This is a genomic window from Stenotrophomonas sp., from assembly GCF_050737575.1.
Lineage (GTDB): Bacteria > Pseudomonadota > Gammaproteobacteria > Xanthomonadales > Xanthomonadaceae > Stenotrophomonas.
On sequence record NZ_JBOHXW010000001.1, the window covers coordinates 604,720 to 622,943 of the forward strand.

The 18,224-nt window shown below is 64.3% G+C and carries 17 protein-coding genes; 10 read left to right on the top strand and 7 right to left on the bottom strand.

The window, feature by feature from the left end:
- Positions 1–114 precede the first annotated feature (114 nt).
- Positions 115–1,413: an MFS transporter gene (locus ACREP4_RS02790; protein ID WP_431594665.1), complete on the bottom strand. Its 1,299-nt coding sequence runs from the start codon at positions 1,411–1,413 to the stop codon at positions 115–117.
- Between the two features lie 348 nt (positions 1,414–1,761).
- Between ACREP4_RS02790 and ACREP4_RS02795 the strand changes: the two genes are divergently transcribed.
- The gene (locus ACREP4_RS02795) at positions 1,762–2,196 is read left to right on the top strand and encodes a PepSY domain-containing protein (protein ID WP_431594666.1); all 435 of its coding nucleotides are present in this window, start codon (positions 1,762–1,764) and stop codon (positions 2,194–2,196) included.
- Here ACREP4_RS02795 and ACREP4_RS02800 read toward each other — a convergent pair.
- On the bottom strand, positions 2,193–2,480 hold the full coding sequence (locus tag ACREP4_RS02800; RefSeq protein ID WP_431594667.1) for a putative quinol monooxygenase: 288 nt from the start codon (positions 2,478–2,480) through the stop codon (positions 2,193–2,195). The genes ACREP4_RS02795 and ACREP4_RS02800 overlap by 4 nt on opposite strands.
- Before the next feature lie 342 nt (positions 2,481–2,822).
- Entirely contained in the window at positions 2,823–4,322 is a 1,500-nt protein-coding gene (locus ACREP4_RS02805; RefSeq protein ID WP_431594668.1) for an aldehyde dehydrogenase, read from the bottom strand.
- 167 nt (positions 4,323–4,489) lie between these two features.
- Here ACREP4_RS02805 and ACREP4_RS02810 point away from each other — a divergent pair, with 167 nt between their 5' ends.
- The 8 genes from ACREP4_RS02810 to ACREP4_RS02845 all read left to right on the top strand — a co-directional run bounded on the left by ACREP4_RS02810 (position 4,490) and on the right by ACREP4_RS02845 (position 12,915).
- Positions 4,490–5,365, top strand: a complete 876-nt coding sequence (locus ACREP4_RS02810) for a plasmid replication/partition related protein (RefSeq protein WP_431594779.1) — start codon at positions 4,490–4,492, stop codon at positions 5,363–5,365.
- Positions 5,366–5,417: 52 nt separating this feature from the next.
- Positions 5,418–6,062 carry a DUF5671 domain-containing protein gene (locus tag ACREP4_RS02815; RefSeq protein ID WP_431594669.1) on the top strand — a complete coding sequence of 215 codons (645 nt, stop codon included), beginning with the start codon at positions 5,418–5,420 and terminating at the stop codon, positions 6,060–6,062.
- Positions 6,059–6,487 (top strand): hypothetical protein, encoded by a 429-nt coding sequence (locus tag ACREP4_RS02820; protein ID WP_431594670.1) that lies wholly within the window; start codon positions 6,059–6,061, stop codon positions 6,485–6,487. The genes ACREP4_RS02815 and ACREP4_RS02820 overlap by 4 nt, the downstream gene beginning before the upstream one ends.
- A gap of 66 nt (positions 6,488–6,553) precedes the next feature.
- Complete coding sequence (locus tag ACREP4_RS02825) at positions 6,554–7,777, top strand: DUF445 domain-containing protein (RefSeq protein WP_431594780.1); 1,224 nt, start codon at positions 6,554–6,556, stop codon at positions 7,775–7,777.
- A 537-nt stretch (positions 7,778–8,314) separates the two neighbouring features.
- Complete coding sequence (locus ACREP4_RS02830; protein ID WP_431594671.1) at positions 8,315–10,534, top strand: TonB-dependent siderophore receptor; 2,220 nt, start codon at positions 8,315–8,317, stop codon at positions 10,532–10,534.
- A 109-nt stretch (positions 10,535–10,643) separates the two neighbouring features.
- Entirely contained in the window at positions 10,644–10,970 is a 327-nt protein-coding gene (locus ACREP4_RS02835) for a DUF3649 domain-containing protein (RefSeq protein WP_431594672.1), read from the top strand.
- A complete protein-coding gene (locus ACREP4_RS02840; RefSeq protein WP_431594673.1) occupies positions 10,967–12,589 on the top strand; it encodes a PepSY-associated TM helix domain-containing protein in 1,623 nt (540 codons plus the stop codon). The genes ACREP4_RS02835 and ACREP4_RS02840 overlap by 4 nt, the downstream gene beginning before the upstream one ends.
- Positions 12,586–12,915, top strand: a complete 330-nt coding sequence (locus ACREP4_RS02845) for a DUF3325 domain-containing protein (RefSeq protein ID WP_431594674.1) — start codon at positions 12,586–12,588, stop codon at positions 12,913–12,915. Before ACREP4_RS02840 ends, ACREP4_RS02845 begins: the two co-directional genes overlap by 4 nt.
- Before the next feature lie 332 nt (positions 12,916–13,247).
- Here the strand turns inward: ACREP4_RS02845 and ACREP4_RS02850 are convergent, their stop codons facing one another.
- From ACREP4_RS02850 to ACREP4_RS02860, 3 genes are all read right to left on the bottom strand, one after another.
- A complete protein-coding gene (locus ACREP4_RS02850) occupies positions 13,248–13,787 on the bottom strand; it encodes a GNAT family N-acetyltransferase (RefSeq protein ID WP_431594675.1) in 540 nt (179 codons plus the stop codon).
- Between the two features lie 19 nt (positions 13,788–13,806).
- Positions 13,807–15,948 carry a bifunctional 23S rRNA (guanine(2069)-N(7))-methyltransferase RlmK/23S rRNA (guanine(2445)-N(2))-methyltransferase RlmL gene (gene rlmKL, locus ACREP4_RS02855; protein WP_431594676.1) on the bottom strand — a complete coding sequence of 714 codons (2,142 nt, stop codon included), beginning with the start codon at positions 15,946–15,948 and terminating at the stop codon, positions 13,807–13,809.
- Between the two features lie 139 nt (positions 15,949–16,087).
- Positions 16,088–16,615, bottom strand: a complete 528-nt coding sequence (locus ACREP4_RS02860) for a hypothetical protein (protein ID WP_431594677.1) — start codon at positions 16,613–16,615, stop codon at positions 16,088–16,090.
- A gap of 51 nt (positions 16,616–16,666) precedes the next feature.
- Here ACREP4_RS02860 and ACREP4_RS02865 point away from each other — a divergent pair, with 51 nt between their 5' ends.
- Positions 16,667–17,230 (top strand): N-acetylmuramoyl-L-alanine amidase, encoded by a 564-nt coding sequence (locus ACREP4_RS02865; protein WP_431594678.1) that lies wholly within the window; start codon positions 16,667–16,669, stop codon positions 17,228–17,230.
- Between the two features lie 18 nt (positions 17,231–17,248).
- Here the strand turns inward: ACREP4_RS02865 and ACREP4_RS02870 are convergent, their stop codons facing one another.
- Positions 17,249–18,175 carry a DUF1684 domain-containing protein gene (locus ACREP4_RS02870; protein ID WP_431594679.1) on the bottom strand — a complete coding sequence of 309 codons (927 nt, stop codon included), beginning with the start codon at positions 18,173–18,175 and terminating at the stop codon, positions 17,249–17,251.
- Positions 18,176–18,224: the final 49 nt, after the last annotated feature.

The following is an 18,224-nucleotide window of genomic DNA, read 5'->3' on the forward strand; positions in this document are numbered from 1 at the left end:
TGCGACTCCCTCCTCCAGAAGACTCGCAATCGCGTCGTTCCTGCCTCCCTTTGCTGTAGGAACGCCGCAGATCCGCACCGCCTTTCGTCTTTGTGTGGGATGCAAGGCAACGCGCTATGGCGTTCCTACGGCCCCTCGCTTCTGCCGCTGGCCGATGGCCCACAGCGCCCAAGCGGTGACCAGCGCCGTCGCGCACAGATAGCCGCCAACCGCAGCGATGCCGAACTTGCCGGCCAGCCAGGTCGCCGCATACGGCGCGGGCGCCGCACCCAGAATGCCGGCCAGATTGAAGGACAACGATGAACCGGTATAGCGCACCTGCACCGGATACAGGCTGGCCAACATGGTCCCGCACGGGCCATAGGTCAGGCCCATCAGGAACAGTCCCAGCGACAGAAACACCAACACCTGCAGCGGATGGCCGGCCTGGAACAGCGGCTGGAACAACAGCCCGAACACGAAGATGCCGGTCGTCGCCCACAGCATTGCCTTCACCGTGCCGTGGCGGTCGCCGTACAACGCGGCCAACGGAATGCCGGCAGCGAAGAACAGGATGCCGACCATCTGCAGCAGCAGGAAATCCTCGCGCGCGTAACGCAGCACCGACGTGCCATGGCCCAGCGTGAAGACCGTCATCAGGTAGAACAGTACGAAGGTGGCGAACGCGGCCAGCGTGCCCACCAACACCGCGAAACCGTGGTTCTGCAGCACCTCGCGCATCGGCAGCCGCACCCGCTTGCCGCTGTCCACGGCCTTCTGGAAATCCGGTGTTTCGTGAATATTGAGCCGCACCCACAGCCCCACGATCACCAGCAACGCGCTCGCAACGAACGGCACGCGCCAGCCCCAGGCCAGGAAGTTTGCATCGTCCATCAACTTGCCCAGCAGCAGGAACGTGCCGGCCGACAACAGGAACCCCAACGGCGCACCCAGCTGCGGAAACATGCCGTACCAGGCGCGCTTGCCGGGCGGTGCGTTCTCGGTGGCCAGCAGCACCGCCCCGCCCCACTCGCCGCCCAGCCCCAAGCCTTGGCCGAAGCGGCACAGCGCCAGCAGGATCGGCGCCAGCAACCCGATGTCCGCGTGGGTCGGCAACAGGCCAATCGCCACGGTGGACAGGCCCATCGTCAGCAGGGCCGCCACCAGCGTGGCCTTGCGGCCGATGCGGTCGCCGTAATGCCCGAACACCGCCGAGCCGACCGGCCGCGCGATGAAGGCCACCGCAAAGGTCGCCAGCGATTGCAGCAGCGCCGCTTCGTTGCTGCTCTCGGGGAAGAACAACTGCGGGAACACCAGCACCGCTGCGGTGGCGTAGATGTAGAAATCAAAGAACTCGATGGTAGTGCCCACCAGGCTGGCGGCCAGCACACGACGGGGGGAATTCAGGGGAACGGGGATGGCAGCGGTCGACATGGTTCGGGTTCGGAAAACGTTGGCGCCAAGTCTGCCACGCGCCCCCCGCCTGCCGCCGCCTGGTTACAGCCGACACCGTTCCTGACGCCGTTGCCGGATCCGCAGACTGGCTGGCATTGTAGGGCTTCTCGCGGAGGATCGACTGGCTCGCCAAAACCACCAACGTGAGGCCGATGCGCACGTACTGAACGGTTTACTGACGTCGTGTTCAGTACGCGTGCACATCGATTAATCCTGGCCAAGCGCGGGGCTGGCAAAGGCGTGTTTTTCACGGTGTCCGCCCTATCAAGGACGGTAGGTTGGGCACAGGCGATTCATGCCTTGCCATGCTCTCAAAGGAGAAACACGATGATGCATCGACATGTACGTTCCGGCCTGCTGGCCATGGCCTTCACGCTGGCTGCAGCCGGCGCGGCACAAGCGCAGAACACGATGACGGCACCGCAGGTACGTGCACAGTTGGAAGCCCTGGGCTTCACCGACGTGCATGACGTCAAGTTCGACGGCGGCATGTGGGAAGCCGATGCCACCAGCGCCGACGGCAAGCGCACCGAGCTGCATCTGGACCCGCGCACCGGCACGGTGTATCCGGACACGGCAGTGTCGCAATTGAGCGAGGCCGACATCCGCGCCAAGCTGTCCACCGCCGGCTACAGCAACGTTCACGACGTGAAATTCGACGATGGCATGTGGAAGGCGGACGCCAAGTCCTCCACCGGCACCAAGGTGGAAGTGAAGCTGGATCCGATGAGCGGCGACGTGATTGCCGAAAAGCGGGATTAAGCGAAAGCATCCATCAACAGAAACGTGCCCGGCAGGCGCTGGTATTGATCGATCTGTGGCACCAGTCGCTGGAAGTGCTCAGTGGCGCAATGCGCATCCAGCGCCGCGCGATCAGGCCATTGTTCGATGAAGACAAAGTGCCCCGGGTCTTTTTGGTCAATGAACAAGTCATAGGCCAGGCACAGCGGCTCCTGCCGGGTTTTTTCGATCAGCTCGCGGTACAGCGGCTCTACCTGCGCAACAAACTCGGGCTTGATGAAATCCTGTGCGATGACTTTGAGCATTTGTTTTCCGAACGATAAGGATGGGGGAACGGGTGCGGTGACGCGGGTGAGGTGATGGGCGGCGTTGCGAGTGAGGATTGAGTGGAAGCTGCATCTCCATCCAGATCAGGAGCTAGCGCCCGAGCTAGATCCAAAGCCAAAGCACCACTCCCCAACCCTCCCCTTCGCTGCGCGAAAAGGAGGGGGCTTTGGGCTCCCCCGCGCCTTCGACGCGTGGAAGGAACTGCTCCTGCAGCCACATGGAACCGCCCCTCTCCTTTGGCAAAGCCAAGGGGGAGGCTGGGAGGGGGGTGGCTTCTGCTATTGCTCCAATTCTTCGCTACGCATAGAACAGAAAGCCACTCACTCCAGACTGATCCACGTCGCTTTCATCTCGGTGTATTTGTCGAATGCGTGCAGCGACTTGTCGCGGCCGTTCCCGGACTGCTTGTAACCGCCGAACGGTGCACTCATGTCGCCGCCATCCCAGTAATTCACCCAGACACTGCCCGCGCGCAGACCGCGCGCCACGCGATGCGCGCGTGAGATATCACGCGTCCACACGCCGGCGGCCAGTCCGTACTCGCTGTCGTTGGCCAGTTGCAGCGCCTGTTGTTCGCCATCGAATGCAATGACCGACAACACCGGCCCGAAGATCTCCTCGCGGGCGATGCGCTGCTGCGGTGACACGTCGTCAAACACCGTCGGTTCGACATAGCAGCCGCCGGCCACCACGTCGGCACGCTTGCCGCCCAGCAGCAGGCGCGCACCTTCGGCCGTGCCCTCTTCGATATAAGCCAGCACGCGCGCGGCCTGGGCTTCGTCCACCATCGCGCCCATCGCTGCATCCGGCTCGAAGGGATGCTTTGGCTGCATGTGGCGGCCGTGCTCGATGACCTTCGCGACGAACTCGTCCTTGATCGAACGTTCCACCAACAACCGCGACGCAGCCGTGCAGACTTCGCCCTGGTTGTAGAAAATGCCGCTGGCCGCCGCTTCTGCTGCTTTATCCAGATTGGGCGCGTCGGCGAACACAATGTTCGGGCTCTTGCCGCCGCATTCCATGTAGGCGCGTTTCATGTTGGACAGGCCTGCGCATTGCAGCAGCCGCTTGCCCACGGCGGTGGAACCGGTGAACACCAGTCCATCGACATCCATATGCAAGGCCAGCGGCTCGCCCGCGCCCTTGCCATTGCCCGGCACCACGTTGAATACACCTTCGGGCAGGCCGGCTTCGGCCACCAATTCGGCAAAGCGCAGGGCACTCAACGGCGATTTCTCCGACGGCTTGAGCACCACCGAATTGCCGGCCGCCAGCGCGGGGGCGATCTTCCACGCTGCCATCAGCAATGGGAAATTCCACGGCACAATCGCGCCGACCACACCCAGCGGCTCGCGGGTGATCAGGCCCAGTTCGTTGCTGCCGGTGGGCGCGACTTCGCCGTAGAGCTTGTCCACCGCTTCGGCGGTCCATTGAATGCAGCGGATCACCCCGGCGATATCGACATTGCGCGCCTCGCCCACGGGCTTGCCCATGTCCAGCGTTTCCAGCAGCGCCAGCTCGTCGGCATGTTTTTCCACCAGCGCCGCCAAGCGCAGCAGCACCTGCTTGCGACGGGTCGGCTTCAGGGTCGACCAATGGCCGGCCTGGAAGCTGCGCCGCGCGGCGGCCACGGCGTGGTCGATATCCAGCTGGCCGCAGTCGGCCACCTGCGCCAGTACGCGGCCGTCAATCGGACTGATGCAGGCGAACGTCGCGCCGCTGGCTGCATCCACATGACGGCCGTCGATGAATGCGCGGGTGCGCAGCGTCAGGCCGGCGGCCAGCGTCTGCCATTGTTCGCGGAGGTGGGGAGTGGTCATGGCTGAATCCTGTTGTGCAGCAAGGCGGCCGGGGCCGCAGGCCTGCATGGTACGCCGCCGCGTGTTCACAGCCGGTATGAATCCGGACCGCTTCCTGAGCGAATGGGATTGGCCGCGCAGGGCTCCGGATCACTACAATGCCGACCCACGTTTCAACCGGCAGCCGCATGGACATCATCGTCAACCAAGAACTCAAGGCCTATATCGACCCGCTGACGCAGGACGAACACGACGCGCTGGAGCGCAGTCTGCTGGCCGAGGGTTGCCGCGACGCGCTGGTGCTGTGGGGCGACGTGCTGATCGACGGCCACAACCGTTACGGCATCTGCACCAAACACGGCATTCCGTTCAACACCGTGCAGAACACGCGCTTCCAGTCGATGGACGATGTGCACCTGTGGATGATCGAGCAGCACCTGGGCCGCCGCAGCGTGTCCGACTTCCAGCGCGGCGTGCTGGCGCTGCGCAAGCGGGCGATTGTCGAGGCGCGCCACCGTGCCGAGCAGGAACAACTGCGCCGTGAGAGCGAAGGTGAGGCGGCGCTGGGCAACGGTGAGGCCGAAGGCGATTCGCCGCCGTGGGACCCAGCGCCCAAGTTCTCCAAGGCCGACCTGGCCCGCGAAGCCAAACTCAGCGCCAGCCAGGTGAATCTGATCGAAAAGATCAGTGCACATGCCGCGCAGGAAGTAATTGAAGCGGTGAAAGCAGGCGAAATCTCACTCAGCGCCGCCGCCGTGGTCGCCAGCCTGCCCGAAGAAGAGCAGCGTGCCGCCGCACAGGGCGGCAAGAGCGAGCTGAAGGAAGCTGCCAAGCGCGCACGCGAGTCGCGTCGCAAGCCCAAGCCGGCCAAGGAATTCGAGTTCGACGAATCGGCCTCCGGCGCAGACGACACGGCCGCCGTGCATCCGGAAGTGGAAGCCCTGCGTCAGCGCGTGGCTTCACTCACGGCCGAGAACCAAGCCCTGCGCATGGAACTGGATGCACTGCGCGCACGGCTGGTGCCGGCACATTCGGACGAGTACAGCGAAGCCGCCGACGCTTGATCGCCCCCCGCCCACGCCCTACCCTGCGGCCACGTCCTGCAAGGAATGAGCGATGGCATCGGCATCACCGGAACTGGAACACTTCGTTCGCGAAGCTTTGATGCGCGGCCACAACCGCCAACAGGTCAACGAGGCCTTGTTGGCGGCAGGTTGGAGTGACCAGCAGATACGCGGTGTGCTCGATGGCTGGGCGCAGGTGGATTTCGCCCTGCCCGTGCCGCGCCCACGCGCGTCACTGTCCGCGCGCGAAGCCTTCCTCTACCTGGTGCTGTTCAGCACGCTGTATTTCTTCGCATGGAACCTGGGCAGCCTGTTGTTCCAGTTGATCGAATACGCGTTGCCGGATCCGGCCGACGCCGATTGGAAGCTGCTACGCCTGAGCGGCGGCATCCGCTGGGCGATCTCGGCACTGGTGATCGCCTTCCCGGTGTTCGTCTTCGTCGCCCGCCACGTCAGTCGCGATGTGGAACGCAACCCGATCAAACGGCTGTCGCCGGTACGCCGCTGGTTGACCTATCTGACCTTGTTCGTCGCCGCCACCGTGTTGATCGGCGATCTCACCGCGCTGGTCTTCAACCTGCTCGGCGGCGACTTGAGCCTGCGCTTCGTGCTCAAGGTGCTGGTGGTCGGCGCCATCGCCGGCACGGTGTTCGGTTATTACCTGTGGGACCTGCGCCAAGAGGAGGTCGACGCATGAGCCGTACCGCTTGGGGAAGCCGCGTACTTTGGGCCACCGGCATCGTGACTGCCGCAGCCATCGCAGCCGGTGTCTGGGTCATTGATTCGCCCTCACAGCAGCGCCTGAAACGGCTGGATGCCGCGCGCGTGTCGGACCTGCAGACGCTGGAGATCGCCGCCCGCAATTACTGGCGCGAAAACGACACGCTACCGCCCAACATTCTGGCGCTGGCCGCGCAGCCCGGCATGGTGCTGACCTACAAAGACCCCTCCGGCGGTCCCGACTACCGTTACCGCACGCTGGACGCCACGCATTACGAGCTGTGTGCGCAGTTCGACACCAGCAGCGCCGAGGGACCGCAACGCGGCCGCATCGGCGAATGGACGCACCCGGCCGGCCATCACTGTTTCCGTCGCGCGGTGGGTGAAAAGGACAGCGAGTAAGCCGTGAGCCTCCTGGATGATCCCCGCCGCGCCCAACTGCGCCGCCTGAAGCTGTATGCACTGGCGATGTTGCTGGCGATGCTGGCCGGTTTCATCGTCAGCCACCTCAACGGCGAGCGCGGCATCTGGGCCTGGGTGGGCGCGTTCTGTGAAGCCGCGACGGTGGGCGCATTGGCCGATTGGTTTGCCGTGGTCGCGCTGTTCCGCCGTCCGTTGAACCTGCCGATCCCGCACACCGCCATCATTCCGCGCAACAAGGAACGCATTGCCGACAGCCTGGCCGTGTTCGTGCGCGACCACTTCCTGGAACCGGAAGCGCTGCTGGCCAAGCTCAAGGTGTTCGACCCGGCCGCACGTTTGGGGCAATGGCTGTCCGAGCCGCAGCAAGCGCACATGCTTGCCGGCTTGGCGCGTGGCTGGGCGGTGCAGGCATTGGACCTGCTCGATGAAACTGCCGTGCGTCGCGCCATCCAGAAATTCGTGGTCGAACAACTGCGGCAATGGAACGCAGCAGCAACCGCCGGCGAACTGCTCGGCCTGCTCACCGCCGACAACCGCCATCAGCGCGTGCTCGATGAGGGCCTCAAGCGCGTTGCCGACTGGTTGGACAAGGAGAGCGTGCGTCAACACGCCTCGGCGTTGATCGTGCGCTACATCCGCAAGGAATGGCCCAAGCTGGCCAGCACGGTGGATTGGGTCAAACCGATTGACGAGATCGGCGACACACTCGCCGATCGCCTGGCACGCGCCGGACTGGAAGAACTGCAGGCGGTATTGTCCGAAGCCGAGCATCCCTTGCGGCAGGATTACGCACGCTGGCTGAGCGACTACATGCAGCGCCTGCGCAACGATCCCGCATTGGCTGCCAAGGTCGACGCACTCAAGCAGCAGGTCATCGATCACCCCGCCGTGCAGGATTACGTGCAGGGCTTGTGGCAGCGCGTGCACGACTACCTGCGCGATGATCTTTCAAGTGAGAACTCTGCTCTCGCCGGCCATCTTGAACGCAGCCTCGGCAAGCTCGGCGCGGCCATCGGCAGCGACCCGGCACTGCGCGACGCCCTCAACCAGCACATGCTGTCTGGCGCGGAGAAACTCACCAACCGCCTGCGCAGCGGCGTCACTGCGCACATCGCGCAGACCGTGAAAGCCTGGGACGAAGAAAAACTGGTCGAACAACTGGAACTGAGCGTCGGCCGCGATCTGCAGTACATCCGCTTCAACGGCACCTTGGTGGGTGGTTTGATCGGGGTGTTGTTGCATGCGATTACGGAGTGGCTGCGGTTTTGAGGGTTGTAGTTTTGCTGAAGAGCCCGTAACGCCTGACGCCGTCCCTTCTCCCGTCCACGGGAGAAGGTGCCCCGCAGGGGCGGATGAGGGGCGCTTTCGATGTTCTCGAAAATCCAGCATCTGCTTCGGACCCGCCTGCACCTTCTTCATTTGCATTGATCTCGACGTCCCCTCACCCCAACCCCTCTTCCGCACACGGGAGAGGGGCTATGAAGCTGCGGCCGCCGATATCACTCGCATCCCCAAAAAGTTCACCAAGCACCCAAAGACAATTTAGCTTGCCCTCACAAATAAGAATGGTTATCGTTACGAGCTAGGCCGTACGCCCAGCCTCTCGCGGCATGGATGCCCTGCATCTCCCCGCACAGCCCCGTGTACCCCCGATAAAAATTTTGCCGCGCGACGCTCACAGCGATCGCGTTGTGCATGCGGGCAGCACGCGGGAATTTCACTCCGGCAGCGCACACATTCTTTGTGTGGCGAAGCCGTGGGCACTCCTCTGTTGGCCGCTCCACTTCGCCACTTGAGGAAACATCGATGCATCGCCCCACTGCCACGTTCCCGCTTTCATTGCTGTCCGCAGCGCTCACCCTCGCCCTTGCCAGCAATGCGCACGCTGAAGCCGCGCCGGCAAGCAGCGCCACCACGCTGGATACGGTGAAGGTGGTTGCCGATGGCGACCTGCCCACCTCGTACACCGTCAAGCAGGCACGCACCGCGACCAAGCTGGATCTGTCGCTGCGCCACACGCCGCAGTCGGTCACCGTGCTCACCCGTCAGCGTCTGGATGACATGGGCCTGTTCGCGATGTCGGACGTGATGGGCCAGGTGACGGGCGTGCATGTGTCCGTCACCGACAGCGAGCGCATCAACTTCGTGTCGCGTGGCTACAACATCACCAACTTCCAGGTGGATGGCATGCTCAACACCTTCGGCGGCTACATCAAGACCAACAACGACAGCGTCATCTATGACCGCATCGAAGTGGTACGCGGCGCCACCGGCCTGACCACCGGCGCGGGCGATCCGTCGGGCACCATCAACTACGTGCGCAAGCGCCCTACCGACGAATTCGCGATGAGCGCGAACCTGGTGCTTGGCCGCTGGGGCAATCAGCGTCTGGAAGCAGATATCGGTGGCCCCGTCGCACTGGATGGCCGCGTGCGTGCGCGCTTTGTCGCCGCCAAGCAGCAGAGCGACTCCTTCCGCGATGTGTATCGCCTCGACAAGAACGTGTTCTACGGCATCGTCCAGGCCGACCTGAGCGACAGCACCCTGCTGGAAGTGGGCTACGAATATCAGTCGCCAGAAACCTCCGGCGTCACCTGGGGCGTGGTGCCGTACTGGGGTGCCGACGGCAAGCCGGCCAATCTGCCGCGCTCGACCAATCTGTCGGCGCGCTGGAGCCAGTGGCCCATCGTCGAGAAGAGTGCCTTTGCACGCATCGAACAGAGCCTGGGCCACGACTGGTCGATCAAGGGCAGCTTCACCCGCTCCAAGCGCGAGACCGAAGGTGAAGTCTGGTACGGCGCATCCGGCTACCCGCGCGCGGATGGCACTGGCGTCAACGCCTTCATCGGTGCGTTCGGCGAACGCAGCGACATGCAGGTGTTCGACCTCAATGCGAGCGGCCCGTTCAAGTTGTTCGGTCGTGAGCATGAGCTGGTAGTCGGCGTCGGCCAGTCCGTGCGCAAGGGTGAAGTGCCAGGCTCGGACTTCGACACCCCCGATGGCTACGAGCAGGTACCTGATTGGCGCCACTGGACCGGCAACGTGCCGCCGCTGCAGGTCAACCGCTACAACTGGCTCTCTTCGCAGGACGAACTCAAGCAGCGCGCTGCCTACGTCGCCGCACGCCTGCAGTTGGCCGACCCCTTGATGGCGGTGCTGGGCGCACGCTATGGCAGCTGGGAAACCCGCAGCTGGAGCTACGACCGCGACGCTTCCGGAAAATTGCTGGGCACCGAGCGCGGTGGCTACAAGCCGGATGATTCGCTGACGCCCTACGCCGGCCTGATCTACGACTTCAACAAATTCTTCAGTGCCTACGTCAGCTACACCGACATCTTCCAGCCGCAGAATTATCGCGACAAGAACAACAGCTACCTGGAGCCGGTGGTCGGTGACATGTGGGAAGCCGGCATCAAGGCCGAACTGTTCGGCGGTCGTTTGAATACCTCGGCGGCGGTGTTCAAGGGCGAGAAGGACAACGTTGCCGAAATCGACGACTCGGTGCCGGAAGGCTCGCTGCCGGACGGCTCAACCGCCTACCGTTCCACCGGCAAGGGCAACGAGGTCAAGGGCTGGGAAGTGGAAGCGCAGGGCAGCATCAGCGAGCGCTGGAACCTGTCCGCTGGCTACGCGCACACCATCATCCGCAACCAGCAGGGCGTGCGCCAGAACACCACCACGCCGGTGAACACCTTCCGCCTCAACACCGGTTGGCATCCGAGTGGTGCATGGAGCCGGCTGTCGCTCGGCGGTGGCGTGACCTGGCAGAGCGAAATCTGGCGCATGAGCAACCGCCCCGCCGATGACTACCTGACCAGCGGCAAGACCTACAAGTCGCGCATCACCCAGGACCCGGTGGTGTTGGTCAACGCCTTTGCCGGTTACCGGTTCAACGACAACTTCTCGGCGCAGTTGAACATCAACAACCTGCTCGACAAGAAGTACTACAGCAACGTTGGTTTCTATGACGGCGTGAACTGGGGCGAGCCGCGCAATGTGCGGTTGAGCCTGCGCTGGAAGCTGTAACCGTCTCCAGGGAAGGCACTGCTCCGTGCAGTGCCGGCCATGGATGGCCGTTCTTTGATCACCGGCGTGCAGCCGGTGATGCCACTTCGATTCGACATTGCAGGTTCCTGTGGACAGCACGCCTTTCGCCAGCCCCTGGCACACCCGTCTTGGCAGTTTCTTCGCACGCCCCTGGTTGGGCGTGTTGTCGCGTTCGCTCGCCGCCATCTTCGGCGGCTACGCATTGGCCGCAACGTGCGCGATGTTCTTCGCCGTCGCCCTGCCCATCGCACGTAGTCAGGCCGTGCTGACCGGCATGCTGGTCGCCATCGTGTTGTGCGCCTGCGCGGCGTTGTGGGCGTTCGCCACCCGCACCGCACTGCGTGCATGGGGCGGCATCCTGATTCCCACCGCGCTGTTCTGGCTGGGCACACAGTGGTTTGGAGCAGCGGCATGAAGAATGGTTTCCGCCAATCCATGGCATGGCTGCACACCTGGACCGGCTTGTTGGTCGGCTGGCTGCTGTTGCTGATTTTCATGGCCGGCACCGCCAGCTATTACCGCGAAGAAATCAGTCGCTGGATGCGCCCGGAGCTGCCGCGCAGCACGGTGAGTGCCGACGACGCGGCCGCCCGCGCCATCACCTTCCTGCAGCACAAGGCACCGCAGGCCGAGAGCTGGAACGTCACCCTGCCCGATGCCCGCAACCCGGCCATGCGCATGTTCTGGCGCAATCCCGAATCCATGGTCAAACCGCCGGCCGAAGGCGAGAAACGCCGACGCCGGGGCGGTGGCCGCTTCGGCGATGCGACTGTTGATCCAAACACTGGCACCGAAGTCACCGCGCGTGAAACCCGGGGCGGCGACTTCTTCTACCGCGTGCACTTTGACCTGCACTACATCCCCGTGGTGTGGGCGCGTTACCTGGTGGGTTTCTGCGCGATGTTCATGCTGGTGGCGATCATCACCGGCGTCATCACCCACAAGAAGATCTTCAAGGACTTCTTCACCTTCCGCCCCCAAAAGGGGCTGCGTTCGTGGCTGGATTTCCACAACGTCAGCGCGGTGATGGCGCTGCCGTACCACGCCATGATCACCTACACCGGCATCGTCACGTTGATGTTCATGTACCTGCCATGGGGCGTGAATACCGCCTATCCGAAGGACGAAGATGCGTTCTTCAGCGAGGCGTTCGCGCGCATGGCCGACATCGAATCACCGGGACAAGGCACCGCGGTCGCGCTGCCGATCCAACAGTTGATGGACAGCGCACGCAAGCGATGGAATGGCGCAGACGTTTCCGGTTTCACTCTGTACCGGCCAGGCGCGGCCAACGCGATCATTGATATTCACCAGCGCGACGGCAAACGTCTGTCGGTGGACACGCCATCCCTGCGTTTCAACGCGGTGAGCGGTGAGTTGATTGAAGCCAGTCCAAACGCAGGCGGTGCCACCGCCACCCGTGGCGTGATGTACGGCCTGCATCTGGCGCGTTTCGCTGATTGGGGGCTGCGTGCCCTGTTCTTCCTGTCCGGCCTGATCGGCTGCCTGATGGTTGCCAGCGGCGTGATGCTGTGGGCAGTGAAAGAACGGCCCAAGCATGCCAAGTCCGGCAAGACCGGCTTCGGCCTGCGTCTGGTCGACGCTTTGAACATCGGCGCTGTCGCCGGCCTGCCGATTGCCTTCGCCGCGTATTTCTGGGGCAATCGTTTGCTGCCGCTGCAGATGACCGACCGCAGCGACGCCGAGATCAACGTATTCTTCTACGCGTGGGCGGCATCGCTGCTGGCCGCTTTCATCTGGCCCAAGCGGATGATGTGGGCGTGGCAGTTGTATGCAGGCGCGGCAATGTTCGCGCTGATTCCGTTGCTCAACGCCTTGACCACGCACACGCATCTGGGTGTAACCCTGCCGCAGGGCGACTGGGTGTTGGCCGGCTTCGACCTGTGCATGCTCGCCTTCGGCGCGATGCTCTGGTACTGCGGCCTGCGCATGCAGCGTTGGCAGCCGGCACTGAGTGCGGCCGAGAAAAAACGCCGCCAACAAGCAGCAGCGGCCACGGAGGCATCGGCATGATGCTGCTGTCACTTGCCCTGTCGTATTCGGGCTTCACCGCGCTGTCGCTGGCCATGGACAAACACCAGCAGGAGTTGCACGGCAAGGCACAGCACAACACCAAGCGCATGCGCGTGTGGCGCTGGCTGGGCTGGGCGGCACTGACTGTCGCCTTCGGCCTGTGCGTCTGGAGCCAAGGCTGGGCGCTGGGCCCGGTGGTGTGGCTGGGTGCGTTGACCGCTGCCGGATTACTGATCGCCTTCGGCCTGTATCCATACCGGCCGCGCTGGATCGTGCCGCTGGCGTGGGCGCTGCCGGTGCTGGGGCTGGTTGCAATGCTGTTGTGAATGTCGGGCAGCACCTTCTCCCCGAAGTCGAACTCCCCTTCTCCCTCCGGGAGAAGGTGCCCCAAAGGGGCGGATGAGGGTCCGAGCGGCGCTTATTGTCACTAGCTACTGCCGCACCCTCTCCCCAACCCCTCTCCCATCAAGGGAGAGGGGCTCGCATCAGTACCCGCTGACGCAACGCTTGCGACTGCAGCTTCAAAGCCCCTCTCCCCTTGCGGGGCGACGGAGAGCAGCTTGCGAATCATTGATTCGCTGCTCTCCTAGCGCCCTTGCGTCAGCGCAAGGGCCGGGGGGCGGAGCAGGGGTTGGGGAGAGGGGGGAAGGCTCCCGCGCTATCCCGGAATCAACGAAAACATATGCGCAGGCACCGGCTGCCCATTGATCAGCAATCGATTGCGCGCTATCCCCTCACGCAGGGCACCGGATTTGAGTGCCACTTTTTCGCTGGCCGTGTTGCCCACCGCCACGACTACTTCAATGCGCTGCAAGGCTTCGTTGGCGAAACCATGCGCGGCAAGCGCGCGCACGCAGCGCGGTGCAATGCCCTGCCCTTGCATCGATTGCCGCACCCAGTACCCGAGGTTGCAGAAGCGCTGCTCGCGGCGGATGTCGTTCAAGCCCGCACCGCCCAGAAAGACGCCGCTGTCCTGGCAGAAAATCCCGAACTCCAACGCCGTTCCGGCTTCGCGCTGCGCACGACAGGCGGCGAACCATTCCAGCGCCTGCGCGGCGCTGTAGTCATGCGACGCCCACGGCATCCATCGGCGGATGCTCTCCGCCGATTCCCGCACCGCCTCGACGAACACTGCGGCATCGCCATCCTCGAACGGCCGCAACAACACGCCTTCAAATGCAATGGAAGATGGCTGCATGTGACTCCTTTCCCGCGCTTCAGCCCAGCCGCCGCAGCTCCCACGCACGGTGGATGCGCGCGTTGCGCTCGAAATCCGGGCCGATGGTCTGCGCGGAAATCTCCTGGCAGTTGGCGAACGTGGCAATCGCTGCTTCATCCAACTTGAAGCGACGGAAGTTGTTGGAGAAATACAGCACGCCATCGGAGGTCAAACGGTTCACCGCGGCGTCCAACAACCGCACGTGCTCGCGCTGGATATCGAAATCCTCTGCGCGGGCCGAGTTGGAGAACGTCGGCGGGTCGCAGAAGATCACGTCGTAACGGTTCTTCTCCGCTTCCAGCCAGGTGATCGCATCGGCCTGCACCAGCGAGTGCTGGCTGCCGCCCTTGCCGTTGAGCGCGAGGTTGTCCGCGCACCACTGCAGATAGGTGCCGGAGAGATCGACACTGGTGGTCGAACTGGCACCGGCCACTGCGGCCTGTACGCTGGCCACGCCGGTGTAGCAGAACAGATTGAGGAAGCGCTTGCCGCGCGCTTCGTCGGCCATGTGCCTGCGCAGCGGACGGTGGTCGAGGAACAGACCGGTGTCCAGGTAATCAAACAGATTCACCCGCAGCAGCGCGTCGTTCTCGCGCACCAGGATGAACTCGCCACGCTGCTCGAAGCGGCCGTACTTGCTGCCGCCCTTGCCACGCTCGCGCGACTTCAGCGCGACCTGCTCGGCCGGCACCTGGAACACCTCACGCGCGGCCGACAGCAATTCATTGCGACGGCGGCGCACATCCACATCAGGAATGGTGGCCGGCGCGGCGTATTCCTGCACATGCAGGAAGGTGCGGCCCTTGCCGCCGTCCTCCCGGTAGACGTCGATGGCCGCCGCGTATTCGGGCAGATCGGCGTCATACGCACGGAAGCAACTGACGCCTTCGCGCGACAGCCAGTTCTTGAACTTCTTCAGGTTCTTGCGCAGGCGGTTGGCCACCATCTGCGCGCCTTCGCTGAGTTCGCGCGGCTGGCCATCGTTCTCACGCGCCGGCACGGCGATGGGGTCGCAGATGATCAGCGCGCACTCGATGGCACCGTTGAACAGCTGGTAGGTCTTGCGCGCGCGCAGGCCGGTGGCAAACGCCAGATCGGCGCTGCCGCACAGCAGGCTTGCGCGCCACTGCGGCACCGCACGCTTGAGCGCGTCACCGATGCGGCGGTACAGCATGGCGTCGGCAGCAAGGCGTTCGTCGTAAGGCGGATTGCAGACCACGCAACCGGTTTCCTGCGGCGGCACCTGCATATCGGCCACGTCACGCACGCCGAACCAGATGGCCTCGCTGACGCCGGCCACCGCTGCATTTTCCTTGGCCGCGCTGATCGCCTTCGGGTCGATATCGCTGCCGTGGATGACCTGCTTCAACGCCGCACGACCGGCCGTTTCACGCGCGCGCGCTTCGGCCATCAATTCCTTCCACTGCGCCTGGTCGAAACCGCGCCAGCGGCTCGGCGGCAGGCTGCCATGACGCTGCAGGCCCGGTGCGACGTCGGCGGCCATCAAGGCGCCTTCGATCAGCAGCGTGCCGCTGCCGCACATCGGGTCCAGCAAACCACCGCCCTGCGCGTGGATCTTCGGCCAGTCGGCGCGCAGCAGCACGGCGGCGGCGAGGTTTTCCTTCAGCGGCGCATCGTTCTGCGCCATGCGCCAACCTCGACGGTGCATCGGGCCGCCGCCCAGGTCGATGGAAATGGTGGCGCGGCCCTTGCGCAGCGACAGGTTGATGCGCACGTCCGGGAACTCGACATTCACCGACGGCCGCTCCATGCCCTGCGACCGCAGGCTGTCGACCACACCATCCTTGACCCGCTGCGCGGCAAAGCGCGCGTGGGTGATGGCGGTGCCGGACACATGCGCGTCCACCGACAAAGTCAGCTCGGAAGTGATGTGCTGGTCCCACGGCATGGCGACCACGCCCTGATACAGCGAGCCCTCATCCGGACATTCAAACTCGGCCAGCGGCCACAACACGCGGCTGGCCAGGCGCGACCACAGCACCACCCGCTGCGCGTCGCGCAGTTCACCTTCGGCATTGACGCCGGCAATGGTGGCGGTGGCCTTGCTCAGGCCCATCGCCAGCAGTTCGTCGGCAAGCAGGTACTCAAGGCCCTTGGCGCAGGAAACAAAGAATTTCACGGGATCGGATCAGCTGTCAGAAAGGAAGGGATGCGGGCGGGCACGGCGACCGGCCCCGGAGGGCATCCAGGGTCGCTATTGTAGGCAGTTGCAGGCCCCGACGCCGGATCGGCTGCCCGGGGCGGCCTTCACAGGCGGCTCAGAGCGCGCGCAGCAGGGCCTCGAAGGCCTGCGCGGAGGCCTCGACGTGGTTGCTCAGGCGGTGACCGTCATCGACCAGCAGCAGCCGCGCCGAGCGCTCAGCGGCCCAGCGGATGACTTCAGCGGCCGGGATCAGCTCATCGCCCCAGGCATGCACCACGCTGATCGGCACCGGCGCGGCGTCCAGCGCCGGCATCGGCCCCATGGTGGTCGGCGGCACCATCAGGAACAGGCCCTTGACCGGCACCTTCAGCGAGGTGATCGCCGAAATGTAGGCGCCCAGACTGGAACCGGCCAACACCAACGGACCGCGCGCGGCCATCTCGGCGGCCCGCTCGATCAGCCGCTGCAGCCGCGCCGGCACATCGCCGACCGAGCTGATGTCGTGGCGGGCATCCAGATCGGTGTAATCCGGGCGCTCATGGCTCCAGCCAAGGCGCTGTGCGACCTCGGCCAACGCGGTGACCTTGGTCGCCTCCGGGCCGCTCTCGAAACCGTGGGAAAGAATGCAATGTCCGCGGCTCATGGCGACCGCACGCAGTAATCAGGACTCATGCGCGAATGCTAGCATCACGCCATGCCACTACCGCCCCCCATCACCGCCGTTCCCCTGCCCTACGAGGCGCTGCTGACCCACCGAACACTGTCGGACGTCGATCTGGTGGTGATCCATTGCACCGAACTGCCGGACCTGGCCACCGCCCGCGAATATGGCGAACGCGTGCATTACGAGGCCGGCACCGGCAACAGCGGCCATTACTACATCGACCGCGACGGCAGCATCCTGCAATACGTCGCACTGGATCGGGTGGCGCACCATGTGCGCGGCATCAACCCGCGTTCCATTGGTATCGAACTGGTCAATCGCGGCCGTTGGCCGGACTGGTTCGATTCCCGTAACCAGCATATGCCCGAGCCTTACACCGAAGCGCAGATCGCCGCGCTGATACGGCTGCTGCAGTGGCTGCCAGAAACACTGCCATCGCTGCGCTGGATTGCCGGCCACGAGCAGCTGGACACCGCGCGCATGCCGGCCAGCGATGACGCCACGCTTGAGGTGCCGCGCAAGCTCGATCCCGGCCCGTTGTTCCCGTGGCAGGACGTGCTCAACGCCATTCCGCAGCAACCACTGCCGCTCTGACGGCCACAGGCGCTGCGCCTACTGCGCCAGCGGTTGGTACTTCTCGCCCGCCGTCACTGCCAGATCCAGCCGATTGGCGGCTGGCGCAATCGGGCAGACCACATGCGGCGTCAATGCGCACGGCGGGTTCATGGCGCGATTGAAATCCAGCACCAACTTGCCGTCCTGCGGCGCAGCTGCGTACAGGTAGCGCGCGCCGCCATAGGTTTCACGGCCGCTGGTGCGGTCGGTGAACACAAAGAAAAGCCGTTGCGATGCCGGTGCCGCTTCATCCAACACCGGCTGCAAGCGATGGCTGCGCCCGTTTATCTCGAACACCGCTTCGCCCAACAGAGTGGCCGGTAACGGCGTGCCAATCGAGGTCAACAACACCGAGTGGCGTGGCTCCGGGAAGGGATGCCACTGCGCTTCCACCCGCCAGCGGGTTTCCACCGGGAAGTAATCAATGCCGCGAAAATCACGACGCCGCGGCGAACTCGCATCGCGATAACGCCAGCCCAGCGTCACGCCGGTGCGCACCAGATAGAACTCACCGCTGCCCAGTTGGATACGGCTGGCATCGCGAACGCCGGCCGTCACCGGGCGCAACGTGGCCTGACGCAACGGTTTGCCATTCAAAGTCGCGCCGGTACCGGCCTGGCCGTGGATGACCGCCGTACCATCTGCAGCAACCTCCAGCGTCCCCAGTTGCGCCGGGCCGCTCGGCAACACGATGTCATTGGTGGCGGCGCTGCCCACGCGATGGCTGCCCAGTTTTACCCGGCCCGAACCGGTGTAACTCAGCCAGCCATCGGGCGCACGCAGACGTGCGATCCGCTGCGAGCGCCACTGCTCCACTTCACGGTGGTACTGACGCGAGTCGAGCAGGAACGGATTGTCCTGCTGCTTGCAGGCGACCAGCGCCAGCAACAGCAGTACACCGCTCCCCCACTTCCTGAAATCCATCCTGCCCCCTGTTGAATCGGTCACACGGCGTCCCGCTGCAGGCAGGCGG